The 18,850-nt window shown below is 62.2% G+C and carries 15 protein-coding genes; 6 read left to right on the forward strand and 9 right to left on the reverse strand.

Annotated elements, in window-relative coordinates:
• The first annotated feature begins 202 nt into the window (after positions 1-202).
• Positions 203-1,369 carry an MFS transporter gene (locus tag O3303_RS07675; RefSeq protein WP_269561477.1) on the forward strand — a complete coding sequence of 389 codons (1,167 nt, stop codon included), beginning with the start codon at positions 203-205 and terminating at the stop codon, positions 1,367-1,369.
• A gap of 91 nt (positions 1,370-1,460) precedes the next feature.
• Complete coding sequence (locus O3303_RS07680; RefSeq protein ID WP_269561478.1) at positions 1,461-2,348, forward strand: nucleotide-binding protein; 888 nt, start codon at positions 1,461-1,463, stop codon at positions 2,346-2,348.
• A gap of 193 nt (positions 2,349-2,541) precedes the next feature.
• Here the strand turns inward: O3303_RS07680 and O3303_RS07685 are convergent, their stop codons facing one another.
• From O3303_RS07685 to dnaB, 6 genes are all read right to left on the reverse strand, one after another.
• Positions 2,542-4,773, reverse strand: a complete 2,232-nt coding sequence (locus tag O3303_RS07685) for a xanthine dehydrogenase family protein molybdopterin-binding subunit (protein WP_269561479.1) — start codon at positions 4,771-4,773, stop codon at positions 2,542-2,544.
• A gap of 5 nt (positions 4,774-4,778) precedes the next feature.
• The gene (locus O3303_RS07690) at positions 4,779-5,801 is read right to left on the reverse strand and encodes an FAD binding domain-containing protein (protein ID WP_269561480.1); all 1,023 of its coding nucleotides are present in this window, start codon (positions 5,799-5,801) and stop codon (positions 4,779-4,781) included.
• Between the two features lie 73 nt (positions 5,802-5,874).
• Positions 5,875-6,414, reverse strand: coding sequence for a (2Fe-2S)-binding protein (locus O3303_RS07695; protein ID WP_269561481.1), 540 nt, complete (start codon positions 6,412-6,414; stop codon positions 5,875-5,877).
• Between the two features lie 438 nt (positions 6,415-6,852).
• Entirely contained in the window at positions 6,853-9,420 is a 2,568-nt protein-coding gene (locus O3303_RS07700) for a TonB-dependent receptor (protein WP_269561482.1), read from the reverse strand.
• 117 nt (positions 9,421-9,537) lie between these two features.
• Positions 9,538-9,894, reverse strand: a complete 357-nt coding sequence (locus tag O3303_RS07705) for a winged helix-turn-helix domain-containing protein (protein ID WP_269561483.1) — start codon at positions 9,892-9,894, stop codon at positions 9,538-9,540.
• Positions 9,895-9,981: 87 nt separating this feature from the next.
• Entirely contained in the window at positions 9,982-11,514 is a 1,533-nt protein-coding gene (dnaB, locus tag O3303_RS07710) for a replicative DNA helicase (protein ID WP_269561888.1), read from the reverse strand.
• Positions 11,515-11,939: 425 nt separating this feature from the next.
• On the opposite strand from dnaB, the gene O3303_RS07715 reads away from it, so the two are divergent.
• Together O3303_RS07715 and O3303_RS07720 are read left to right on the forward strand one after the other, a co-directional pair.
• A complete protein-coding gene (locus O3303_RS07715; protein WP_269561484.1) occupies positions 11,940-13,325 on the forward strand; it encodes a UDP-N-acetylmuramate--L-alanine ligase in 1,386 nt (461 codons plus the stop codon).
• 2 nt (positions 13,326-13,327) lie between these two features.
• Positions 13,328-14,050 (forward strand): alpha/beta fold hydrolase, encoded by a 723-nt coding sequence (locus O3303_RS07720; protein ID WP_269561485.1) that lies wholly within the window; start codon positions 13,328-13,330, stop codon positions 14,048-14,050.
• 57 nt (positions 14,051-14,107) lie between these two features.
• Here O3303_RS07720 and O3303_RS07725 read toward each other — a convergent pair whose 3' ends face one another.
• The 3 genes from O3303_RS07725 to O3303_RS07735 are packed head-to-tail and all read right to left on the reverse strand — an operon-like array spanning position 14,108 to position 15,632.
• On the reverse strand, positions 14,108-14,236 hold the full coding sequence (locus tag O3303_RS07725; protein WP_269561486.1) for a hypothetical protein: 129 nt from the start codon (positions 14,234-14,236) through the stop codon (positions 14,108-14,110).
• Between the two features lie 2 nt (positions 14,237-14,238).
• Positions 14,239-14,811: a hypothetical protein gene (locus O3303_RS07730; RefSeq protein WP_269561487.1), complete on the reverse strand. Its 573-nt coding sequence runs from the start codon at positions 14,809-14,811 to the stop codon at positions 14,239-14,241.
• Between the two features lie 26 nt (positions 14,812-14,837).
• Positions 14,838-15,632 (reverse strand): M48 family metallopeptidase, encoded by a 795-nt coding sequence (locus tag O3303_RS07735; RefSeq protein WP_269561488.1) that lies wholly within the window; start codon positions 15,630-15,632, stop codon positions 14,838-14,840.
• A gap of 289 nt (positions 15,633-15,921) precedes the next feature.
• On the opposite strand from O3303_RS07735, the gene O3303_RS07740 reads away from it, so the two are divergent.
• Together O3303_RS07740 and O3303_RS07745 are read left to right on the forward strand one after the other, a co-directional pair.
• Positions 15,922-16,536, forward strand: coding sequence for a fumarylacetoacetate hydrolase family protein (locus O3303_RS07740; protein ID WP_269561489.1), 615 nt, complete (start codon positions 15,922-15,924; stop codon positions 16,534-16,536).
• Positions 16,537-16,830: 294 nt separating this feature from the next.
• Entirely contained in the window at positions 16,831-18,843 is a 2,013-nt protein-coding gene (locus O3303_RS07745) for a M23 family metallopeptidase (RefSeq protein ID WP_269561490.1), read from the forward strand.
• Positions 18,844-18,850: the final 7 nt, after the last annotated feature.

Consider the following 18,850-nt stretch of genomic DNA (forward strand, 5'->3'; position numbering starts at 1 on the left):
CAGTTGTTCAACGACAAGACGCGAATACGCGTCTCTACACCGTTTGGGCGGTTATTTAGCCCTTCATGCTGAACTGCTTCTACACACCAAAGGTACCCGGCCCGAAACGACGGGGCCTTGATGTAGGATAAGAAACGCGGCGGCGGGGCCAACCGGCCGATTTGGGTACTTTCGCGGCTCTCCCACCTACTCTCTCGCTCCCATGTCCCGTACTCTTCCCACCATTGTGGGGGCGCAGTTCTGCTGCACCTCGCTGTGGTTTGCCGGCAATGCCGTGGCGCCCGAGCTGGCGGCGCGGTTTCAGCTGCCGGCCGGCTTCGTGGCCTCGCTCACCAGCGCCGTGCAGTTGGGCTTTATCAGCGGCACGCTGCTGTTTGCGCTGCTGGCCCTCGCCGACCGGTTTTCACCCTCGCGGGTGTTCTTTGTGAGTGCGCTGGCGGCGGCCACCGCCAACCTGGGCGTGCACCTGAGCGGCCTCGGGGCCGAAGGGCTGCTGGCCTGCCGCTTCCTGACGGGCTTTTTCCTGGCCGGCATCTACCCGGTGGGCATGAAAATAGCCGCCGACTACTACCAGGAAGGCCTGGGCCGCTCCCTGGGGTGGCTGGTGGGGGCGCTGGTGCTGGGCACGGCGTTTCCGCACTTGCTACGTAGCGTTACGGGGCACTTGCCGTGGTACTATGTCACGGGCGCTACCTCGGCGCTGGCGGTGCTGGGCGGGGTGGCGCTGCTGCTGCTGGTGCCCGATGGCCCTTTCCGCCGCCCCGGGCAGCGGCCCCGGCTCACGGCATTTCTGGCGGGGTTCCGGCAGCCGCAGTTTCGGGCGGCGGCGCTGGGCTACTTCGGGCACATGTGGGAGCTGTACGCGTTCTGGGCGTTTGTGCCGGTGGTGCTGGCGGCGTTTCAGGCGCGGCACCCGGCGGCGGCGCTGCCGGTGCCGCTGCTCTCGTTCGGCATTATTGGCGGGGGCAGCCTGGCCTGCGTGGGCGCGGGGCTGCTGGCCCGGCGGCTGGGGCCCAGCCGGGTAGCCACCACGGCGCTGGCGCTGTCGGGGGCGTGCTGTGTGGCTTCGGGGCTGGTGCTGGGCGGGGGCTCGGCGGTGGGGCTGGTGGCGTTTCTGGCGTTCTGGGGGCTGGTGGTGGTGGCCGATTCGCCCATGTTCTCCACCCTGGTGGCCCGGCACGCCCCCGCCGAATCGCGCGGCGCGGCCCTGACCATCGTCAACTGCCTGGGGTTTGCCCTCACCATCGGGAGCGTGCAGCTCACCGGCTGGCTGGCCCCGCGCCTGCCGCCTCAGCTACTGCTGCTGCCCCTGGCCATCGGCCCGGCGCTGGGGCTGTGGGCGTTGTGGCGGGGAAGGCGGGCAGTTTAAAATTATTGTAAGTTTTAGCTTTTACAGAAATTTTATACAAAGAGGACTATATTGCCCTTGCAATAAATAGCAACTTAAATTCACAGATTAAATGGCAACAAAGAGAAATAATCAATCAGAACAAAATGAGGTTACAGTGCTCATTAAATCAAAGGAACATTTTTCGCAAGAGCTTCAAGAAAGAATCAAAACAGCAAGAGATATATTGGATAATAAAAATGATCAAAATTACCCAAAAACACTGTATACCTTTTTTTCGTCATGGAACGATTATAATCTGGAATTATTGAAGCAATCATTCAACATTCCGTACAACGAATATAGGCACTCGTATGATAATGCGGGTGAATGGAGCGGCATGCGAATTCGAAGTATTGGGGCTCCACCGCCAACTGAAAATCAAATTTTGCAAGGACAAATTGCAAAAATTGAAAGCAAAGTAAATAATCTTGAGAACTTACATCAAAAAGTCAAATTAATAAAATCATCATCCGAGTCAGCAGATAAGAAAGAGTCGATTTCTATAAATGCAACAGCTGACCTAAACAAGGTTTTCATAGTACATGGCCATGATGAATTAGCCAAAATTGAAACCGCACGATTTATAGAGAAATTAGGGCTAAACCCAATAATTCTTCATGAGCAAGCAAGCTCTGGAAGAACAATTATAGAGAAAATCGAAGCTCATTCTAATGTAGGATTCGGCATAGTATTATATACACCTTGCGATGTTGGAGCAAGTAAAGAAGATGCAGAAAATCTTCAATCTAGGGCACGTCAAAATGTCGTTTTTGAGCATGGTTTTTTAATTGGTAAAATAGGCAGAAATAATGTATGTGCTTTGGTAAAAGGAAATATTGAGACCCCTAATGACATTTCTGGTGTAGTTTACATATCAATGGCAAATGATTGGAAACTAAGTCTTACTAAAGAGCTTAGAAGTAGCGGATACAAGATTGATATGAATCTTGTCATCTGAGTGCTCAAGACACATTTTTTTCCACTCACAAATCTGCCCCGCAACCTCACGGTTACGGGGCGGTTTGCGTTACGGCAAGCGGCGGCGGTTACAGCAGCTTGTAGTTCACACAAAAAACACCCCGCAACCAGATGGTTGCGGGGCATTTTTTTTTGCGGCTGACGGCACAGGCTGAAGCCTATGCTACACTTCGTTACAGCAGCTTGTCAATCGTAATTGGCAGGTCGCGGACGCGCTTGCCGGTGGCGTGGTGGATGGCGTTGGCCACGGCGGCGGCTACCCCCAGCATGCCTACTTCCCCGATGCCTTTGATGCCCAGCGGGTTCACCACATCGTCTTCCTCATCCACGAAGATGACGTCGATGTCGTGAATGTCGGCGTTGACGGGCACGTGGTACTCGGCAAAGTTGTGGTTCATGTAGCGCCCGAACTTGTGGTCCATCACGGTTTCCTCCATCAGAGCCGCCCCGATGCCCCACACGACCGAGCCCAACACCTGCGAGCGGGCCGTTTTGAGGTTAATGATGCGGCCGGCGGCAATGGCATTCACCACCCGCGTGACGTGCACCGTGCCCAGGTCCTCGTCTACCTTCACTTCCACAAACACGGCGTTGTGAGCGTGCAGCGAGTACTGCTTCTGCTTGAGCATGTTGGGCATCGTGGAGCCATCGGCTTCCACTTTGGCCTCGCCGCTGGCCTGCAGCACGTCGCGGATTACCACGGACTGGTTGTGGTCGGCGCGAAGGCGAATCTGGCCATTCAGGAACTCCACGTCCTCGAACTTGGCATCCTTGAGCGGCGAGTCGTCCTGCTTCTGGGCCAGCTTCAGGATTTTACCGGCCAGGTCCTGGCACACGCTCTGGATGGCCGTGCCCACGGAGGCCGCCGTCCAGGAGCCGCCCTGCAGCGGGGCTTCGGGCTGGTCGGTGTCGCCGAGCTTGAAGGATACGGCCTCCAGGGGCAGGCCCATGGTTTCGGCCGCAATCTGCGTCATGATGGTGTAGGTGCCGGCGCCGTTTTCACCGGAACCGCTCATCACCGTCAGCTTGCCATCGGCCGTGATGGAGGCCTTGGCAGCCGATTTCTGCTGGGTGGCATCCCAGACGCCGCCGGCCATGCCCCAGCCCACCAGCATCTTGCCTTCGCGCATGGAGCGCGGCTCCTGGCTGCGCTTTTCCCAGCCAAACTTGGCAGCCGCCTGGTGGTAGCACTCGCGCAGCTTCTTGCTGGAGAATGGCTTATCCACGTTCTGGTCACGGTCGGCGTAGTTGCGCAGGCGGAACTCCAGCGGATCGAGGCCGGCGGTATAGGCCATTTCGTCCATGGCAATTTCCAGCGCAATGCTGCCCGAGGCGGCACCAGGGGCCCGCATGTCCAGGGGCGTAAACACGTCGAGCTTGGCCAGCTGGTAGCCCAGCTTCACATTCTCGCACTGGTAGAGCATGCCGCTCCAGTTCACCACATTCTCGGTGTAGTCCTCGAAGTGCGAGGTTTCGTGGAGGGCGTGGTGCTGCAGGGCCGCCAAAGAGCCATCGGGGTTGGTGGCAAGCTTCACGGTCTGGAGCACGTGGGGCCGGTGGCCGAAGCTGAACATCTGCTGGCGCGTGAGCGTGAGGCGCACCGAGCGGCGCAGCTCCAGCGAGGCCATCACGGCCAGGTACACCGAGTACTGCGGCCGCAGGCCTGAGCCGAAGCCGCCGCCCATGTACTCGTTCACCACGCGCACATCGTCCTTCTTCAGGCCGAATACGCCCACCAGGTAGTTTTTCACATTGAAAACGCCCTGGGTTTTGTCGTAGGCCGTAATCTGACCTTCGCCGCGCCACTCCACCGTGGTGCTGAACAGCTCCATGGGGTTGTGGTGCTGGGTGCCGTGCACGTACTCGGCCTCCATGCGGTGCTCGGCGGCCTCCCAGGCCTTGTCGGGGTTGCCGCGGGGCGGTGGCGGCGGCTGGAAGCCGGTTTTGCCGCTGCCCGGCTCGTAGCCCTTGGCGCGCTGGGTTTCGAGGTTGGTTTCGTGCTTTTCTTCGTCGTACTCGATGCGCAGCACCGAGGCCGCGTAGCGGGCCAGCTCGAAGGTATCAGCCACAATCAGGGCCACCGGCTGCTGGCTGAACTGAATTTCGGGTTCCTGCAGCGCGCGGAACGGCGAGCCGCCGGGCGCTACCAGGTCCTTGTGCTTCTTGTCGAGCCAGGCCACGGAGGGCACGTTCTCGTGCGAAAACACCTGGATAACGCCGGGCAGTGCCAGCACCTCGTCGGCGTGGATCTTCGTGATTTTGCCCTTGGCAATGGGGCTGTTCACCACGTAGGCATACGCCATGTTGGGCAGGTGGTACTCGGCGGCGTAGGTGGCCGTTCCCGTCACCTTGGCCGGCCCGTCGACGCGGCTGGTGGCTTTGCCGATATAGTTAGTGGTGCTCATGCGGGTTAGGGATTGGAGTTCTGAAATACGTCGGAAGCCTTCTGTGAGCCGTCGGCGGCCTGCTTCAGGGCCCGCACGATGGCGCGCTGGGCCAGCGCAATCTTGAAGTCGTTGGAGCCCTGGCCTTTGGCCTCGGCTACTACCTGGGCCGCCACGCGGCGGAAGGTGTCCTCGGTGGCGGGCTGGCCTTTCAGCATGGCCTCGGCCTTCTGGTCGCGCCAGGGCTTGTGGGCCACGCCGCCCAGCGCCAGGCGGGCATCCTTGATGGTGCCGCCCTCCAGCTCCAGCCCTACCGCCACCGAAATCAGGGCGAAGGCGTAGCTGTTTCGGTCGCGCAGCTTCAAGTAGCTGAAGTTTTTCTCAAAGCCTTTCTCCGGCAGGTCGAGGCTGATGATCAACTCGCCGGGGGCTAGGGTGTTGTCTTTCTCGGGCTGGTTTTCGGGCAGGCGGTGGAAGTCGTCGAAGGCAATGCTCCGCTCGCCGTTGGGCCCGCTCACGCGCACCGTAGGAGCCAGCGCCGCCAGGGCCACGCACATATCCGACGGGTGGGTGGCAATGCAGTGCTCACTGGCCCCCAGAATGGCATGAATGCGGTTGAAGCCCCCGACGGCCGAGCAGCCGGTGCCCGGCTCACGCTTGTTGCAGGGCGTGGCCAGATCATAGAAATACAGGCAGCGGGTGCGCTGCATGAGATTGCCGCCGTTGGTAGCCGCGTTGCGCAGCTGGGGCGAGGCGCCGGCCAGAATGGCTTGGTTGAGCAGCGGGTAGCGGCTTTTCACGTCCTCGTTCCAGGCCGTGTCGGCGTTGGTGGCCATGGCGCCCAGGCGCAGGCCGCCGTCGGGCTGGCTTTCGATGGCGGCCAGCGGCAGCTTGGCCACGTTCACGAGGTGGGTGGGGCGCTCCACGCTTTCCTTCATCAGGTCGATGAGGTTGGTGCCGCCCCCGATGTAGGCCGAGCCTTCGTGGCTGGCCTGGTCCCGCACGGCATCCTCAACGGCCGTCGCGCGGTGGTAGGTAAATGAGTTCATTTTAGAGAGCTTAGATGGGAGAAGTTAGAGCGTAGAATGGGTAGGGCGTACCAGAAACAGAACTTTCTAAGCTCTAACTTCTATGCTCTGAGCTCTTTTTATCCACCACTTCCTTCACGGCGTTGAGGATGCCTACGTAGGCGCCGCAGCGGCAGAGGTTGCCACTCATATGCTCCCGGATTTCGTCTTCGGTGTGGGCTTTGCCTTCGTTGATGAGGCCCTGAGCCGAGCAGATCTGGCCGGGGGTGCAGTAGCCGCACTGGAAGGCGTCGTGGTCGACGAAGGCCTGCTGCAGCGGGTGCAGGGCCTCCAGGGTACCCATACCTTCGATGGTGGTGATGTCGTCGTCGTCGTGCATCACGGCCAGGGTCAGGCAGCTATTCACGCGCTTGCCGTTCACCAGCACCGTGCAGGCACCACACTGGCCATGGTCGCAGCCTTTTTTGGTGCCGGTCAGGTGTAGGTACTCGCGCAGGGCATCGAGCAGGGTGGTCCAGGGGGCAATCTGGAGCGTGTGCTGCTGACCGTTGATGGTGAGGCTAACCGGGCCGGTAGGTGGCGGCGCGGCCACTCCGCCGGCACTGGCCGCTGAGTTGGTCGGTTGCTGGGTCATAGAAAGGGTGTTGTGGTGATGGAGTGGATACGCGGGTGCTCCTGCCCCGGCAGAAACCATAGGGGAGCCTCAAAGCATTACGCTGGCATCCGGGCCAGCGTTATGCTTTCTACCGTATTTCTCCAGTACAAAATCCTATCCTTTGCCACTGGCTTTACCTATGCCTTATTTTTCAGCTGATTATCTATTTATCAAGATTTAATCTAAATATCCCGCCGATTCGGAATTGGGGTAAACTCCAGCAGGCCTATATTTCTTTATATTTATTGAAACGCAACGACCCGCAAATTCTGGCTTTCCAGGCCCGCCCCCACCCGGCCCGCAGCCAGCGCTGCCTGCGGACCGGAGAATAACCTTGTGGCAGCTGCATGACACTGGTTCAGGCGCTTTTCCGCAGAGGATGTAGAATCGTTCTGACAAGGTTCTTGCAGGCCCGAATCACAGCCCATACGTCAGTTGCAGGTAGTAGAGGGCGCCCACGCCGGGGCCGCCGAGGTAGCTCACGTAGTAGTGGTTGAGCAGGTTGCTGGCTCCTAGTTTGAAGCGCAGGTTAGGCTCGGGCAGGCGGTAGCTGAGCTGGGCATCGAGGGTGCCGTAGGCGGGCACGTAGCCGGTCACCAGGAAGGTTTGGGAGTAGTAGCGCTGCTGCCAGTGGTAGTTGAGGCCAAAGCCGATGTTGTGGGCTACGTTTTCGTTGCCCAGGCTCACGTTGGCGGCCCAGCGCGGCGTGTTGAAGCCATCCTCCAGCCCGTCGCCCGACTCGGTGCGGCGCAGGCGGGCGTAGGTGGTGCTGGCCCCGGCCAGGTAGCCGCCGGCCACCTCGTAGCGCAAACCCAGCGAGCCGCCGTAGTTGTACACCCGGCTGCGGGAGTTCGTCCAGAGGCGGTAGCGGGCCTGGCCGGCGCGGGCACTCAGGGCGGTGGCCACGGCGTTCAGGTCGGAGCCAGTGGGCAGGGGCTGACCAGCGGCGTTGAGGGGCACGTAGGCTTCCATCTGGGCAATAAAGTCGCGGTAAGTGTTGGAATAGAATTCCATATCGGCCAGCAGACGGCCGCCGGGCAGCAGAGCGGCTTTGTAGCCCAGCTCTACGGACTTGATGTGCTCGGGCCGCAGGTAGGTGTAGGGATTCTTCTGCAGCAGGCCCTGGTTCTGGCTGATGGCCTGGCTGCGCGAGAGGCCGCCGGTGTTCACGCCCCGCGTGACGGCCGCATTGAACGCGTCGATGGAGCTGCGCAAGTAGCTGTTCTCAAACACCCCGTCCGACATCACCCGGAGCCCCCCAATGCGCTTCACCTGCCCGCTGTTCACGTTGGAAAACCCCTCGAACAAACTCGGAAACCGGTAGCCGCTCTGGTAGCTCACCCGGAAGTTGTGGCGCTGAGTGGGCGAGTACACGGCCGTGAGGCGGGGGTTGAAGCGGGTGGTGAAATAATCGTTCTTATCGGCCCGCAGGGTGGCCGTCAGGCGGATTTTCTCTTCCCAGAGCCGCGCCCCGGCCTGCACGAAGCCCCCGGTTTTGCCGTACGTGAGCGTGCTGAACGGGTCCTCCCCTGCTTCGGGGTTGATGAAGTAGTTGCCGTCGGGCCGGATGAAGTAGGTGCGGTGGTCGAGCCCCAGCAGCACGTCGGCCCAGGCGGGCAGCCCCTTGCTACCGCCCCGGCGCAAAGCTTCGCTGAGGTTCAGCTGGCCTTCCAGGTGCAGCAAATCGGCCTGCACGCGCAGAGCCGCGCCCTGGTCCCAGTTGTTGATGTCGGCCAGCTCCCGCAGGCGCTGTTGAAACTCGGGAGTGCCGGGCTGCAGGCGACCCGCATCGGCGGCGGCGCGGGCGGCGGCGTGAGCCTGCGCCACCGTTTGGCCGGCCTGCGCGGCGGCGTTCCAGGCGGCGGTGTAGTCCTGGTTCCAGAGGTTATCGGGCTTGAAGCTGCGGTCCAGGTTTTCGGCCATGCTGCGCAGGTTGTAGCTGCGGCCGGTGTTTTCCTGGGTGAAGTAGGCGCGGGCCTGCACCACGGGGCCGGTGAGCTGCAAGGCGTGCTGCTGCAGGTGGTAGTTGTCGAGCCGGAACCGGTTGCTGCGCTGGTACACGTTGTCGAAGTTGGCCCCGCGGTAGGTGTAGGCCAGCTCCGCCTTATCGGTCAGCTTGTAGTGCAGGGCCGCGTCGTACTTGAGGGTTTGCAGTTGGTAGTCGGTCACGTCCTGCTCCCGGTAGCCGGTGCGGGCCACCTGGTAGCTTTTGCCCCCCAGCGTGAGGTTCGAGCGGTTCGACGACTCATTGCCGTAGCTACTCACCAGGTCGCGGGCCGGGTTATCGGCTCCCAGCAGACCGGTGGTGGCGTTGCCGTTGGGGTTGATGTCGGTCGGGTCGTGGGCAATCCAGTCGTAGCCGCGCAGGTAGGTGCCGTTCACCTTCACCGCCCACTTCGGCCCCAGCACCTGGGCGTAGCGCACACTGGTTTCGGAAAAGGCGTGCGCGTCGGTGGCCGGGTCGTTGAGGTGGTTGACGCCCACCTTCTGTTGCACGCTCAGGCCGGGGCTGCGGAACGGGTTACGGGTGCTGAAGTTGGCCAGCCCGTTGATGGCATTCAGCCCATACAGCGCGGCGGCCGTGCCCGGCACCAGCTCCACGGCCTGAATATCCAAATCACTCGGCCCTAGCAGATTGCCGATAGGTGCCCCAATGTGCGGGGCCTGGTTGTCGATGCCGTCCACGAGCTGGGCGAAGCGCACGTTGGTGGTGTTGCTGAAGCCCCGGGCGTTGAGCACCCGAAACCCCAGGCTGGGCGTAATCATCTGCACGCCCTTCAGGTGCTCAATGGCATCGAAAAACGAGGCTGCGGGCGTAAGCCGCAGCTGCCGGGCGTTGAGCTTTTCCACCGTCACCGGCGACTGTAGAATACTTTCTTCCACCTTCGAGGCCGTCACAACCACCTCCCCCAGCCGCGTGGTATCGGGGGCCTGGGCGTGGGCCAGCACCGGAAGCAGCAGAAGCGCGAGCGTAACGTGTTTCATTCGTTATATTTTTCCAAACATAACGAATATGGCGCGCCCGGGTTTCCCGCAAAGGACGCGGAGGTCGTTCTTCTGGGTCCTCTGCGCAACCCTCTGCGTCTTCTGCGGGAACCGACGCTAGAACAGCCGCGCCGCCTCCGCGGCCAGAAACGCCTGAAACCGGCCCTGCAGGCCCTCAAACTCTACAATCAGAGCCTCGCCCTCGGGCGTTACCACGGTGCCACCGCCGCGCTTGCCGCCGGTTTGGGTGAGCACCAGCGGCCGGGCCGCCTGCGCGTTCAGCGACGATACCAAATCCCAGGCCCGCTTGTACGACATGCCCATTTCCTGCGCCGCCTTCGAGATGGAGCCGTGCTGCTGAATCTGGCGCAGCAGCTCCAGCCGCCCGATGCCCATAAACCGGTCGTCCGCGGATTCCACCCAGAGGCGGCCGGTGAGGCGGAAGGTCAGGTCGGGGCGCAGCAGGTCTTTCATACGGGCAATTTTACGGAAAAGCCGCCGTATGGCCGGGGCACAAAAAAAGCGTCAGCCGTTGCCGACTGACGCTTTCGAAGCGAAGGGTTAGAACGGCGGCGGGCCGTCGTCGAAGTTGCTGCGGGGGAAGGGCTGGGCCGGCGGCGGGCCGTCGTTGTTGAGGCGTGAGCCCAGCCGGATGGTGTTGGGCGTGAAGCCGGTCTGCTCGTCGAAGCTACTGGGCGGGAAGGCGCTGGGGTTGAAGCCCCCGGCGTCGCCGAAGCCGCCCGCGCCGTCGAGGTCAGCGAACTTGGTGAACTTGCCGATGAACTTGAGCTGCACGGTTTCCAGGGAGCCGTTCCGGTGCTTGGCAATGATAACCTCGCCGGTGCCCTGCGTCGGGTTGCCCATTTCGTCCTCCGTAATCTTGTAGTACTCGGGGCGGTACAGGAAGATAACCATGTCGGCATCCTGCTCGATGGAGCCGGATTCGCGAAGGTCACTCAGCTGCGGCTTCTTGTCGCCGCCGCGCGTTTCCACGGAGCGGGAGAGCTGCGACAGGGCCAGCACGGGCACGTTCAGCTCCTTAGCAATGCCTTTGAGCGCCCGCGAAATCGAGGCAATTTCCTGTTCGCGGTTGCCGGCGCCCTTGCCGTCGGTGTTGCCGGTCATCAGCTGCAGATAGTCGATAATGATCATCGAAATATCGTGGTGGGCCTTGAGGCGGCGGCACTTGGTACGCAGCTCCCGGATGCTCAGGCCCGGCGTGTCGTCAATGTATATCGGGGCCGACGACAGGCTGGAAATCTTGTGGTTGAGCTGGGCCCACTCGTGGTCGGCGAGGTTACCCTTCTTGATCTTCTCGGAGTCCAGCTCGGCCTCAGCCGAAATCAGACGATTCACCAGCTGCAGCGAGGACATTTCCAGCGAGAAGATGGCTACCGGCTTCTTGAACTCCACCGCCGCGTTGCGCATGGCCGAAACCACGAAAGCCGTTTTGCCCATACCTGGCCTAGCCGCAATAATCACTAAATCAGATGGTTGCCAGCCGGAGGTTACGCGGTCCAGGGCAGAGAAGCCGGAGGGCACGCCGGTGAGGCCGTCCTTCTGGTCCTTCTTTTCTTCCAGCTCCTTGATGGCCTTGCCCATCAGACTGCGCATGTCGTCGAAGTTCTTGCGAATGTTCGACTCCGACACCTCAAACAGTGCCTGCTCGGTGCTGTCGAGGAGGTTGAACACGTCGGTGGTGTCCTCGAAGGCGTCGCGCTGGATGGTGCTGGCAATGTTGATCAGCTCCCGCTTGATGGCGTTTTCGGTGATGATGCGGGAGTGGTACTCGATGTTGGCCGCCGAGTTGACCTTGAACGTGAGGTTGGCTACGTAGTGCGCGCCGCCGGCGGGCTCCAGCTCGCCCATCTCGCGCAGCTCGTGCGTAACCGTCAGAATATCAATCGGCTCTGACTTATCGAACAGGTTCAGGATGGCCTTGAAGATGCGCTGGTGGCCGTCCTTATAGAAGCTTTGGGGCTTCAGGATGTCGATAACCGTGGTGAGGGCATCTTTTTCCAGCATGAGGGCGCCCAGCACGGCGGCTTCCAGCTCCAGAGCCTGGGGCGGCAGCTTGCCCGCGGGCCCGCCCATGGGCAGCTGCGCGGGGCGGCTGCTCCAGGCGGCTTTGGCGCGCGAGGCCGAGAGTTTCAGGCGGTCATCCATCCGGTCGTTCATCAATAGGGGGGCACTACAAGGTAAGCAGGTTGGGCCGGTCTGGCCAGAATTTCTTCCGGGGCGGCCCGTTTTTCTGGAAGGGGCACAAAGCTAACGGCTGGGCTTCACAAGTGAGGGCTGGGCAAAAAGGTTTCTTTTGCGTAGAATGAACAGGGGTAGCATCCGCTTCCGCCAGTGCCGTTTTACCGATGAGCGGCAAGCCGTAAGCGGCAAGCGGCAAGCGGCAAGCAAAATGGCAGGGGTGAAAAAGCTTGCGGCTTGCGGCTCACAGCTCTCCAGCCGGCACAAGCTAAAGCTTATGCTACATGCCTACCTTTGCGGCCTGCTTACTTATTCTGTAAATGGCCGCTACTCCTTCTTCGCTCCAACGCCTGCACCTGATTGCCATCGGGGGCAGCATCATGCACAACCTGGCCCTGGCCCTGCACAAAAGCGGCGCCTACGTCACGGGCTCCGACGACGAGATATTTGAGCCCGCCAAAAGCCGGCTGGCTGCCGCCGGGCTGCTGCCTGCCGCCGAGGGCTGGTTTCCGGAAAAGGTGACGGCCGACCTCGACGCCGTGATTGTGGGCATGCACGCCCGCGCCGACAACCCCGAGCTGCTGCGCGCCCAGGAGCTGGGTTTGCGGGTGTACTCGTTTCCGGAGTTCATCTACGAGGCGTCCAAGGACAAGCAGCGGGTGGTGATTGGCGGCTCGCACGGCAAAACCAGCATCACGTCGCTGATTCTGCACGTGCTGCGCTACCACGGCCGTAAGTTCGACTACGCCGTGGGGGCCCAGCTGGAAGGCTTCGACCTGATGGTGCAGCTCACCGACGACGCGCCCATCATCATCATCGAGGGTGACGAGTATTTGTCGTCGCCGATTGACCGGCGGCCCAAGTTCCACCTGTACCAGCACCACATCGGCGTAATTTCCGGCATCAGCTGGGACCATATCAACGTGTTTCCGACCGAGGAAATCTACCGCGAGCAGTTCAAGATCTTCGCCGACATGACGCCCAAGGCCGGCACGCTTATCTATGACCGCGACGACGAGCAGGTGCAGCTCGTGACGGTGCCCAGCAGCCCCGACGTGACTTACGTGGGCTATGGCCCGCACGAAAACGTTATCCGGGACGGCAAAACCTACCTGCTCAACAAGAAGGACGAGGAAGTGCCGGTACAGGTGTTCGGCGAGCATAACCTGCGCAACATCTCGGCGGCCAAGGAAGTGTGCAAGTGCCTGGGCATCAAGGGCAAGGATTTCTACGAGGCACTGGGCTCGTTTAAGGGCGCGGCGCGGCGGCTGGAGCTGGTGCGGGAAGGCGCAGGCTCGGTGGTGTACAAGGACTTCGCCCACGCCCCCAGCAAGCTGAAAGCCACCGCTACCTCTTTCAAGAAGCAGTTTCCGAAGCGCAAGCTGGTGGCCTGCCTGGAGCTGCACACCTTCAGCTCGCTGAACCCCGCCTTCCTGTCGCAGTACGCCCACACTTTCGACGCGCCCGACGTGGCCGTGGTGTACTTCAACCCCCACGTGCTGGAGCACAAGCGCCTGCCGGCGCTGCCGCCGGAAGCCGTGCAGCAGGCCTTCCAGCGCCCCGACCTGCGCGTGTTCACCGACAGCCGCGAGCTGGCCGCCTTCCTGCACGCCCAGGACTGGCACGAAGCCAACCTGCTGATGATGTCGTCGGGCACGTTCGACGGGCTGGATCTGGTGGAGCTGGCCGAAAAAGTGGTTCGCTAACCATGCAGGCTCCACTCAAACACCCGGTTCTGCTGCTGCACGGCGCGCTGGCCAGCGAAAAGCAGCTGCGCCCTTTGGCCCGCGAGCTGGCCGCGCACTACACGGTGCGCACCTTCAGCTTCGCAGGCCACGGTGGGCAGCCGTTGGAAGAGTCGACCTTTACTATGCGCCACTTCTCGGCGCAGGTTACCCGGTTTCTGGATGCGCAGGGCTGGGAGTCGGCGCACGTGTTTGGCTACAGCATGGGCGGCTACGCGGCGCTGGCGGCGGCGGTGGCGGCCCCGCACCGGTTCCGCAGCATCACCACGCTGGGCACCAAGCTCGACTGGTCGCCGGCGACGGCGGCGCTGGAAACCCGGTTTCTGGACGTGGAGAAGATGCGGGCAAAGATTCCGCAGTTTGCCGCGCAGCTGGAGCAGCAGCACGCCCCCACTCCCCTGCCGGCGCTGCTGGCCGCCACGGCCGGCCTCATGCGCGGCCTCGGCGACGTGCCGCTGCTCACGCCCCAGAACCTGTCGGCGCTGGAAGTGCCGGTGCAGGTGCTGGTGGGCGAGCTGGACAAAACGGCCGGCGTGGATGCCTCCCGCCACTTCGCCGACTTCATGCCCCGCGCTACCTTCGAAATCATCTTCAACACCCCGCACCCGCTGGACAAGGTGAACCCGGACTTGCTCACCAGCCGCATTGCGCGCTTCGTGGAGCAGACGGAAGACCAGCGCCGTTAGCCTAACCAGATTTCCGGCCACAAAAAAGGCCCGCCTTGTGAGGCGGGCCTTTGCGGTTTATTCTGGTTTCGGATCGGGCTCCGGCGGCGCGGGTGGCGCGGCGGCTGGCCGGCGGCGCCGGTCGGTGGTGACCAGTAGGGCCAGGCCAGTGAGGGCTAGGCGCAGCATCCATTTGCGGCTCAGCATGACTAGCGGTTGAGAAGCAGGGTGTTGGTTTCCTCCACGCGCAGGTCGCAGCTGCTGCCGCCGGTGTTTTCCTCGCAGCTCGTGCCCACAATGTCGTTGTTCTCGAAATTGAAGAAGCAGAACGTGCAGCCCACGCCGTTGATGATGTAGCGGGAGGCGCTGGTGCTCAGGTACAGGTCGTTGTCGGTGGTCAGGTTCAGGGGCAGGGCCATGCCGCGGAACATGCCGTTGCGCAGCCCCAGGCCCACCAGGTAGTACATGGCGGGGTCTTTAGGCTTACCCTGCACCTTGCGCACCATAGTTTTGTCGATGCTGGTGCCGTCGCCGAACTGCCGGCTGAAGGCCAGGGCCAGCTGCTCGCGGGGCATTTCGTATTTGATCAGGCCCCGGTCGCCGACGGAGGCCACCAGCTTGCTGGTTGGCTCGCGGCGGCGGCGGCTGGCTTCGCCGGTTTCGCCGTCGGGCGAGCCCAGCTCCGGAAAGCCCCGCTTGGTGGTTTCGCAGGCGGGCAGCGAAGCGGTGAGCAGGCCGGCGGCCAGCAGCAGGCGCCAGAAGGGCCGGAAAGAACGTAGCATAAGAGTATGACTAACAGGTAGAAAGATTAGCGGGCGGTATAAAACGTGCGGGCTTCGGGCAGGTCGCGCTGAATATCGGCGATGCGCGTGCCGTTGGAGGGGTGGGTGGAGAGGAACTCGGGCGGTGAGGCCTGGCCCTCGCGGGCGTCCATGCGCTGCCAGAACTGCACGGCCCCGTCGGGGTTGTAGCCCGCCATGGCCATAAAGATAAGGCCCAGGCGGTCGGCTTCCGACTCCTGGCTACGGCCATACTTCAGCAAACCCAGCTGCGAGCCGGCCCCTACCACCTGCAGAAACACGTTCTGGGTGGCCGTGGGGTTCTGGCCGGCCGAGGCCGACAGCACGCCGCCGAGGCCCTGGGCCGCCATCTGCTGGCTCATGCGCTCCGAGCTGTGCTTGGCTACGGCGTGGGCAATTTCGTGGCCCATCACCACAGCCAGGCCGTTTTCGTCCTGCGTGATGGGCAGGATGCCGGTGTACACCGCCACCTTGCCGCCGGGCATGCACCAGGCGTTTTCCTGCTTGTCGTTGATCAGGTTGAACTCCCAGGCGTAGCCCTCCAGTTGAGCCTGAGCATTCTGCTGGCGGAAGTACGTATCCACGGCCTGCTGAATGCGCTGTCCCACCCGCTTCACCATAGCCGCCTGCTCGCCGCTGCCTGCCACCTGACTGGAGGCCAGCACTTTCTGGTACTCAGCAGCGGCCATCGTGTTCATCTCCGTGTCGGAAACTAGGCTGAGCTGGCGGCGGCCGGTGATGGGCACCGTGGAGCAGGCCGCAGTAACTAGAAGGCAGCTGGCGAGGGCAAGGTTGCGGAGCATGACGTAGGAAGGGCTTAGGGAAAGAGACGAGTAGGGCCCGACGTGGTGAAAGCGCCGGCCGGACGCTTCTATACGTGCGCAGGCCGCAAAAATGTTTATTTACCTCTATTCTGATGGCGGCGCACCTGTTTTTTGCCTTTTCTTCGTTCAGCCACTACGAATTAGCGGTAGTTTTGACTTCCGGGCCGCTACCCGCCGGCAGTAGCCCGTTTTTCTGTATCCTGTTTTCCTGGGCTTAGGCCGCTGCCACCAGCCGCCGGGCCCTTTCCTCTCCCCTGCTTTTTACGCTATGAAAATCCTCTGCATTGGCCGCAACTACACCGAGCACATTGCCGAACTCCAGAACGAAACACCCGACGCTCCCGTCATCTTCGCCAAGCCCGATACGGCCCTGCTGCAGCGCAACCAACCGTTCTTCGTGCCCGATTTCTCGCAGGACATTCACCACGAAATAGAGCTGGTGCTGCGCATCTGCAAAAACGGCAAGAACATCGAGGAGAAGTTTGCGCCCACCTACTTCGACGCCATCGGCCTGGGCATCGACTTCACGGCCCGCGACCTGCAAAGCAAGCTCAAATCCAAAGGGCTGCCGTGGGAGCTGGCTAAAGGCTTCGACGGCTCGGCCCCTATTTCGCAGGAGTTCAAGCCCGTGGCCGACTTCCCAGACCTGAAGAACATCAACTTCCGGCTGGAAGTGAACGGGCAGGTGCGTCAGCAGGGCAACTCCGGCCTGATGCTGCACGACTTCAATAAAATCATCAGCTACATCTCGCAGTTCATCACCCTGAAAATGGGCGACCTGATTTTTACGGGCACGCCCAGCGGCGTGGGCCCGGTGCAGCCCGGCGACCAGCTCACCGGCTATATCGAAGACCAGCAGCTGCTGAATCTGGCTGTGAAGTAGTAGAGAGGTGGGTTGGTGGCGGTGGTCCTACGAGTTGCCCGCAGGGCCTCGTAGGACCACTAAAAAGCCGTCCGGTTCGGCAGCAGAAGCTGTCAGCAAGGGGTGTAGAAATGTAGAACACGTTTGTAGCCCAGACAACCTCCGGGGCATTGAACGACGGCTTACCAACGATTTAGTGGTACTACGAGGCCCTTCGGGCAACTCGTAGCACCACTACCCGTGTCGAACCAATGCCCACGTCCGTCAATCCACTACCCCACTACTCCAGCAATCCACCATACCTAGTATTTCTGAATGCCCAATACGTTGTTTACCAGCTTTTCGCGCCGGCTGCTGAGTCTGGCGGCGCTGCCGCTGCTGCTCACTTGGCCGCCTACATCCTGCGAGGGCCAGGCCCCCGATTCCTCGGCTCCGAAACCAGCGCCGGCTGCCACCGCCGATGCCCGACGCCCCAGTGTGCCGGCCGGCTACTTTCTGTTCCCGATTAAGCCCGGCGTGCAGAACTACCTGGCCGGCAGCATGGGCGAGCTTCGCCCCAACCACTTCCACGGCGGCCTCGACATCAAGACCGACGGCCGCGTGGATTTGCCGGTGTACGCCGCCGCCGACGGCTACATCTCGCGCATGAAGCAGAGCAGCTACGGCTACGGCAACGTGCTCTACATCACGCACCCCAACGGCCTGACGACGGTGTACGGCCACCTCAACCACTTCAAGGGGCCGGTAGCCGCCGAGCTGCTGCGCCGCCAGTATGAGAAGCAGACCTACGATCTGGAGCTGTTTTTCGACAAAACGCAGTTTCCGGTAAAGCGCGGCGAGGTGGTAGCACTATCGGGCAACACGGGCGGCTCGGCGGGCCCGCACCTGCACTGGGAAGTGCGCACCCCCGACGACCACCAACTCAATCCGCTGCAGTTTGGGGGCTTCCCCGAAATCCAGGACCACGTGGCGCCGCAGCTGCAGGCGTTTGCGGTGGAGGCGCTGGGCATTGAAGCCCGCGTGCAGGGGCGCTTCGGCAAGAGCATATTCGTGCCGAAAGCGCCGATGCTGCCCAACGGCGGCGGCTACGTGTGGGCCGATACCATTGCCGCCTTCGGGCAGGTGGGCCTGCTGGTGCAGGGCTTTGATAGGTTCGACGGGGTGTGGAACAAGAACGGCCTGCAGCGCGTGGACGTGCGTGTGAACGGCCAGCCGCTCTACACCCACGTCGTGGATGATATTCCGTTTCCGGAAGGCTCGCGCCAGATCAACCGGCACGTGGACTATGAGTGGCGCGCCACCCAGGGCCGGCAGCTGGAGCGCCTGTTCGTGGACGACGGCAACGACCTGAGCATGTACAAAACCGGCCCCGCCAAGGGCAAGCTGCGCGTGGAAGCCGGCAAGCTCTACGCGGTGGAAATCATGCTGGCCGACTCCTACGGCAACCGCACGCCGCTGCGCTTCGTGCTGCGCGGCGAGCAGCCGGTGTACTACAAAACCCGCTCGGCGCTGGTGAAAAAGCCCACCCTGCGCTACGATATCAGCCGCAACCTGCTGTTGGCCACCGCTTCTGACCCCGACACGGCCTCTGTGGGTGGGCCGCTCACGCTCTACAAAGGCAACCGCCGCCTCACACTGCGCCCCAGCTACACGGTGCAGAGCGAAAACACCTACCTCTACGACCTGCGCGCCGGCCTGCCCGACTCGCTCAGCTTCCAGGGCGTCACGCGCCGCTTCGACCGGCAGGCCAGCATTCCATCGGGCCGGGATTTCGCCTTCTCCACCAGCGCGCTGCAGCTGGGCTTCGCGCCCAAAACGCTGTTTGACACGCTGTATGTGCAAACCAGCTATGCCGCCGGCCTCTGGACGGTGCACCTGCCGCGCACGCCGCTCTACGAAACCCTGCGCCTCACGCTCCGGCCCGAAACGCCCGTAACTGACCCGCGCCGCACCGCCATCTATAGCATAGCGCCCAACGGCGGCAAAGGCTACGTGGGCGGCAAGTGGGCCGCCGACAACACCACCGTATCGGCCCCCATCAAAACCTTCGGCCGCTTCCGTTTGCTCACCGACACCATTCCGCCTTCGGGGCGCCTGCTCAGCAAAGGGCCCGGCGGCGTGGTGTTCAAGGTCGGCGACGACCTGTCGGGGCTGGCCAGCTACCGGCTGGAAGTGAACGGGCAGTTTCACCTGCTGCGCTTTGAGCACAAAAACGCCACTCTGTTCTCGGAGCGCTCCGACACGCTGGGCCCGGTCCTGCGCGGCCCCGCCACGCTCCGCCTCACCGACCAGGCCGGCAACGAGAAGGTGCTGAACGTGGTGCTGTAGCATCGGC

It is taken from the genome of Hymenobacter canadensis (genome assembly GCF_027359925.1).
Classification (GTDB): Bacteria; Bacteroidota; Bacteroidia; order Cytophagales; family Hymenobacteraceae; genus Hymenobacter; species Hymenobacter canadensis.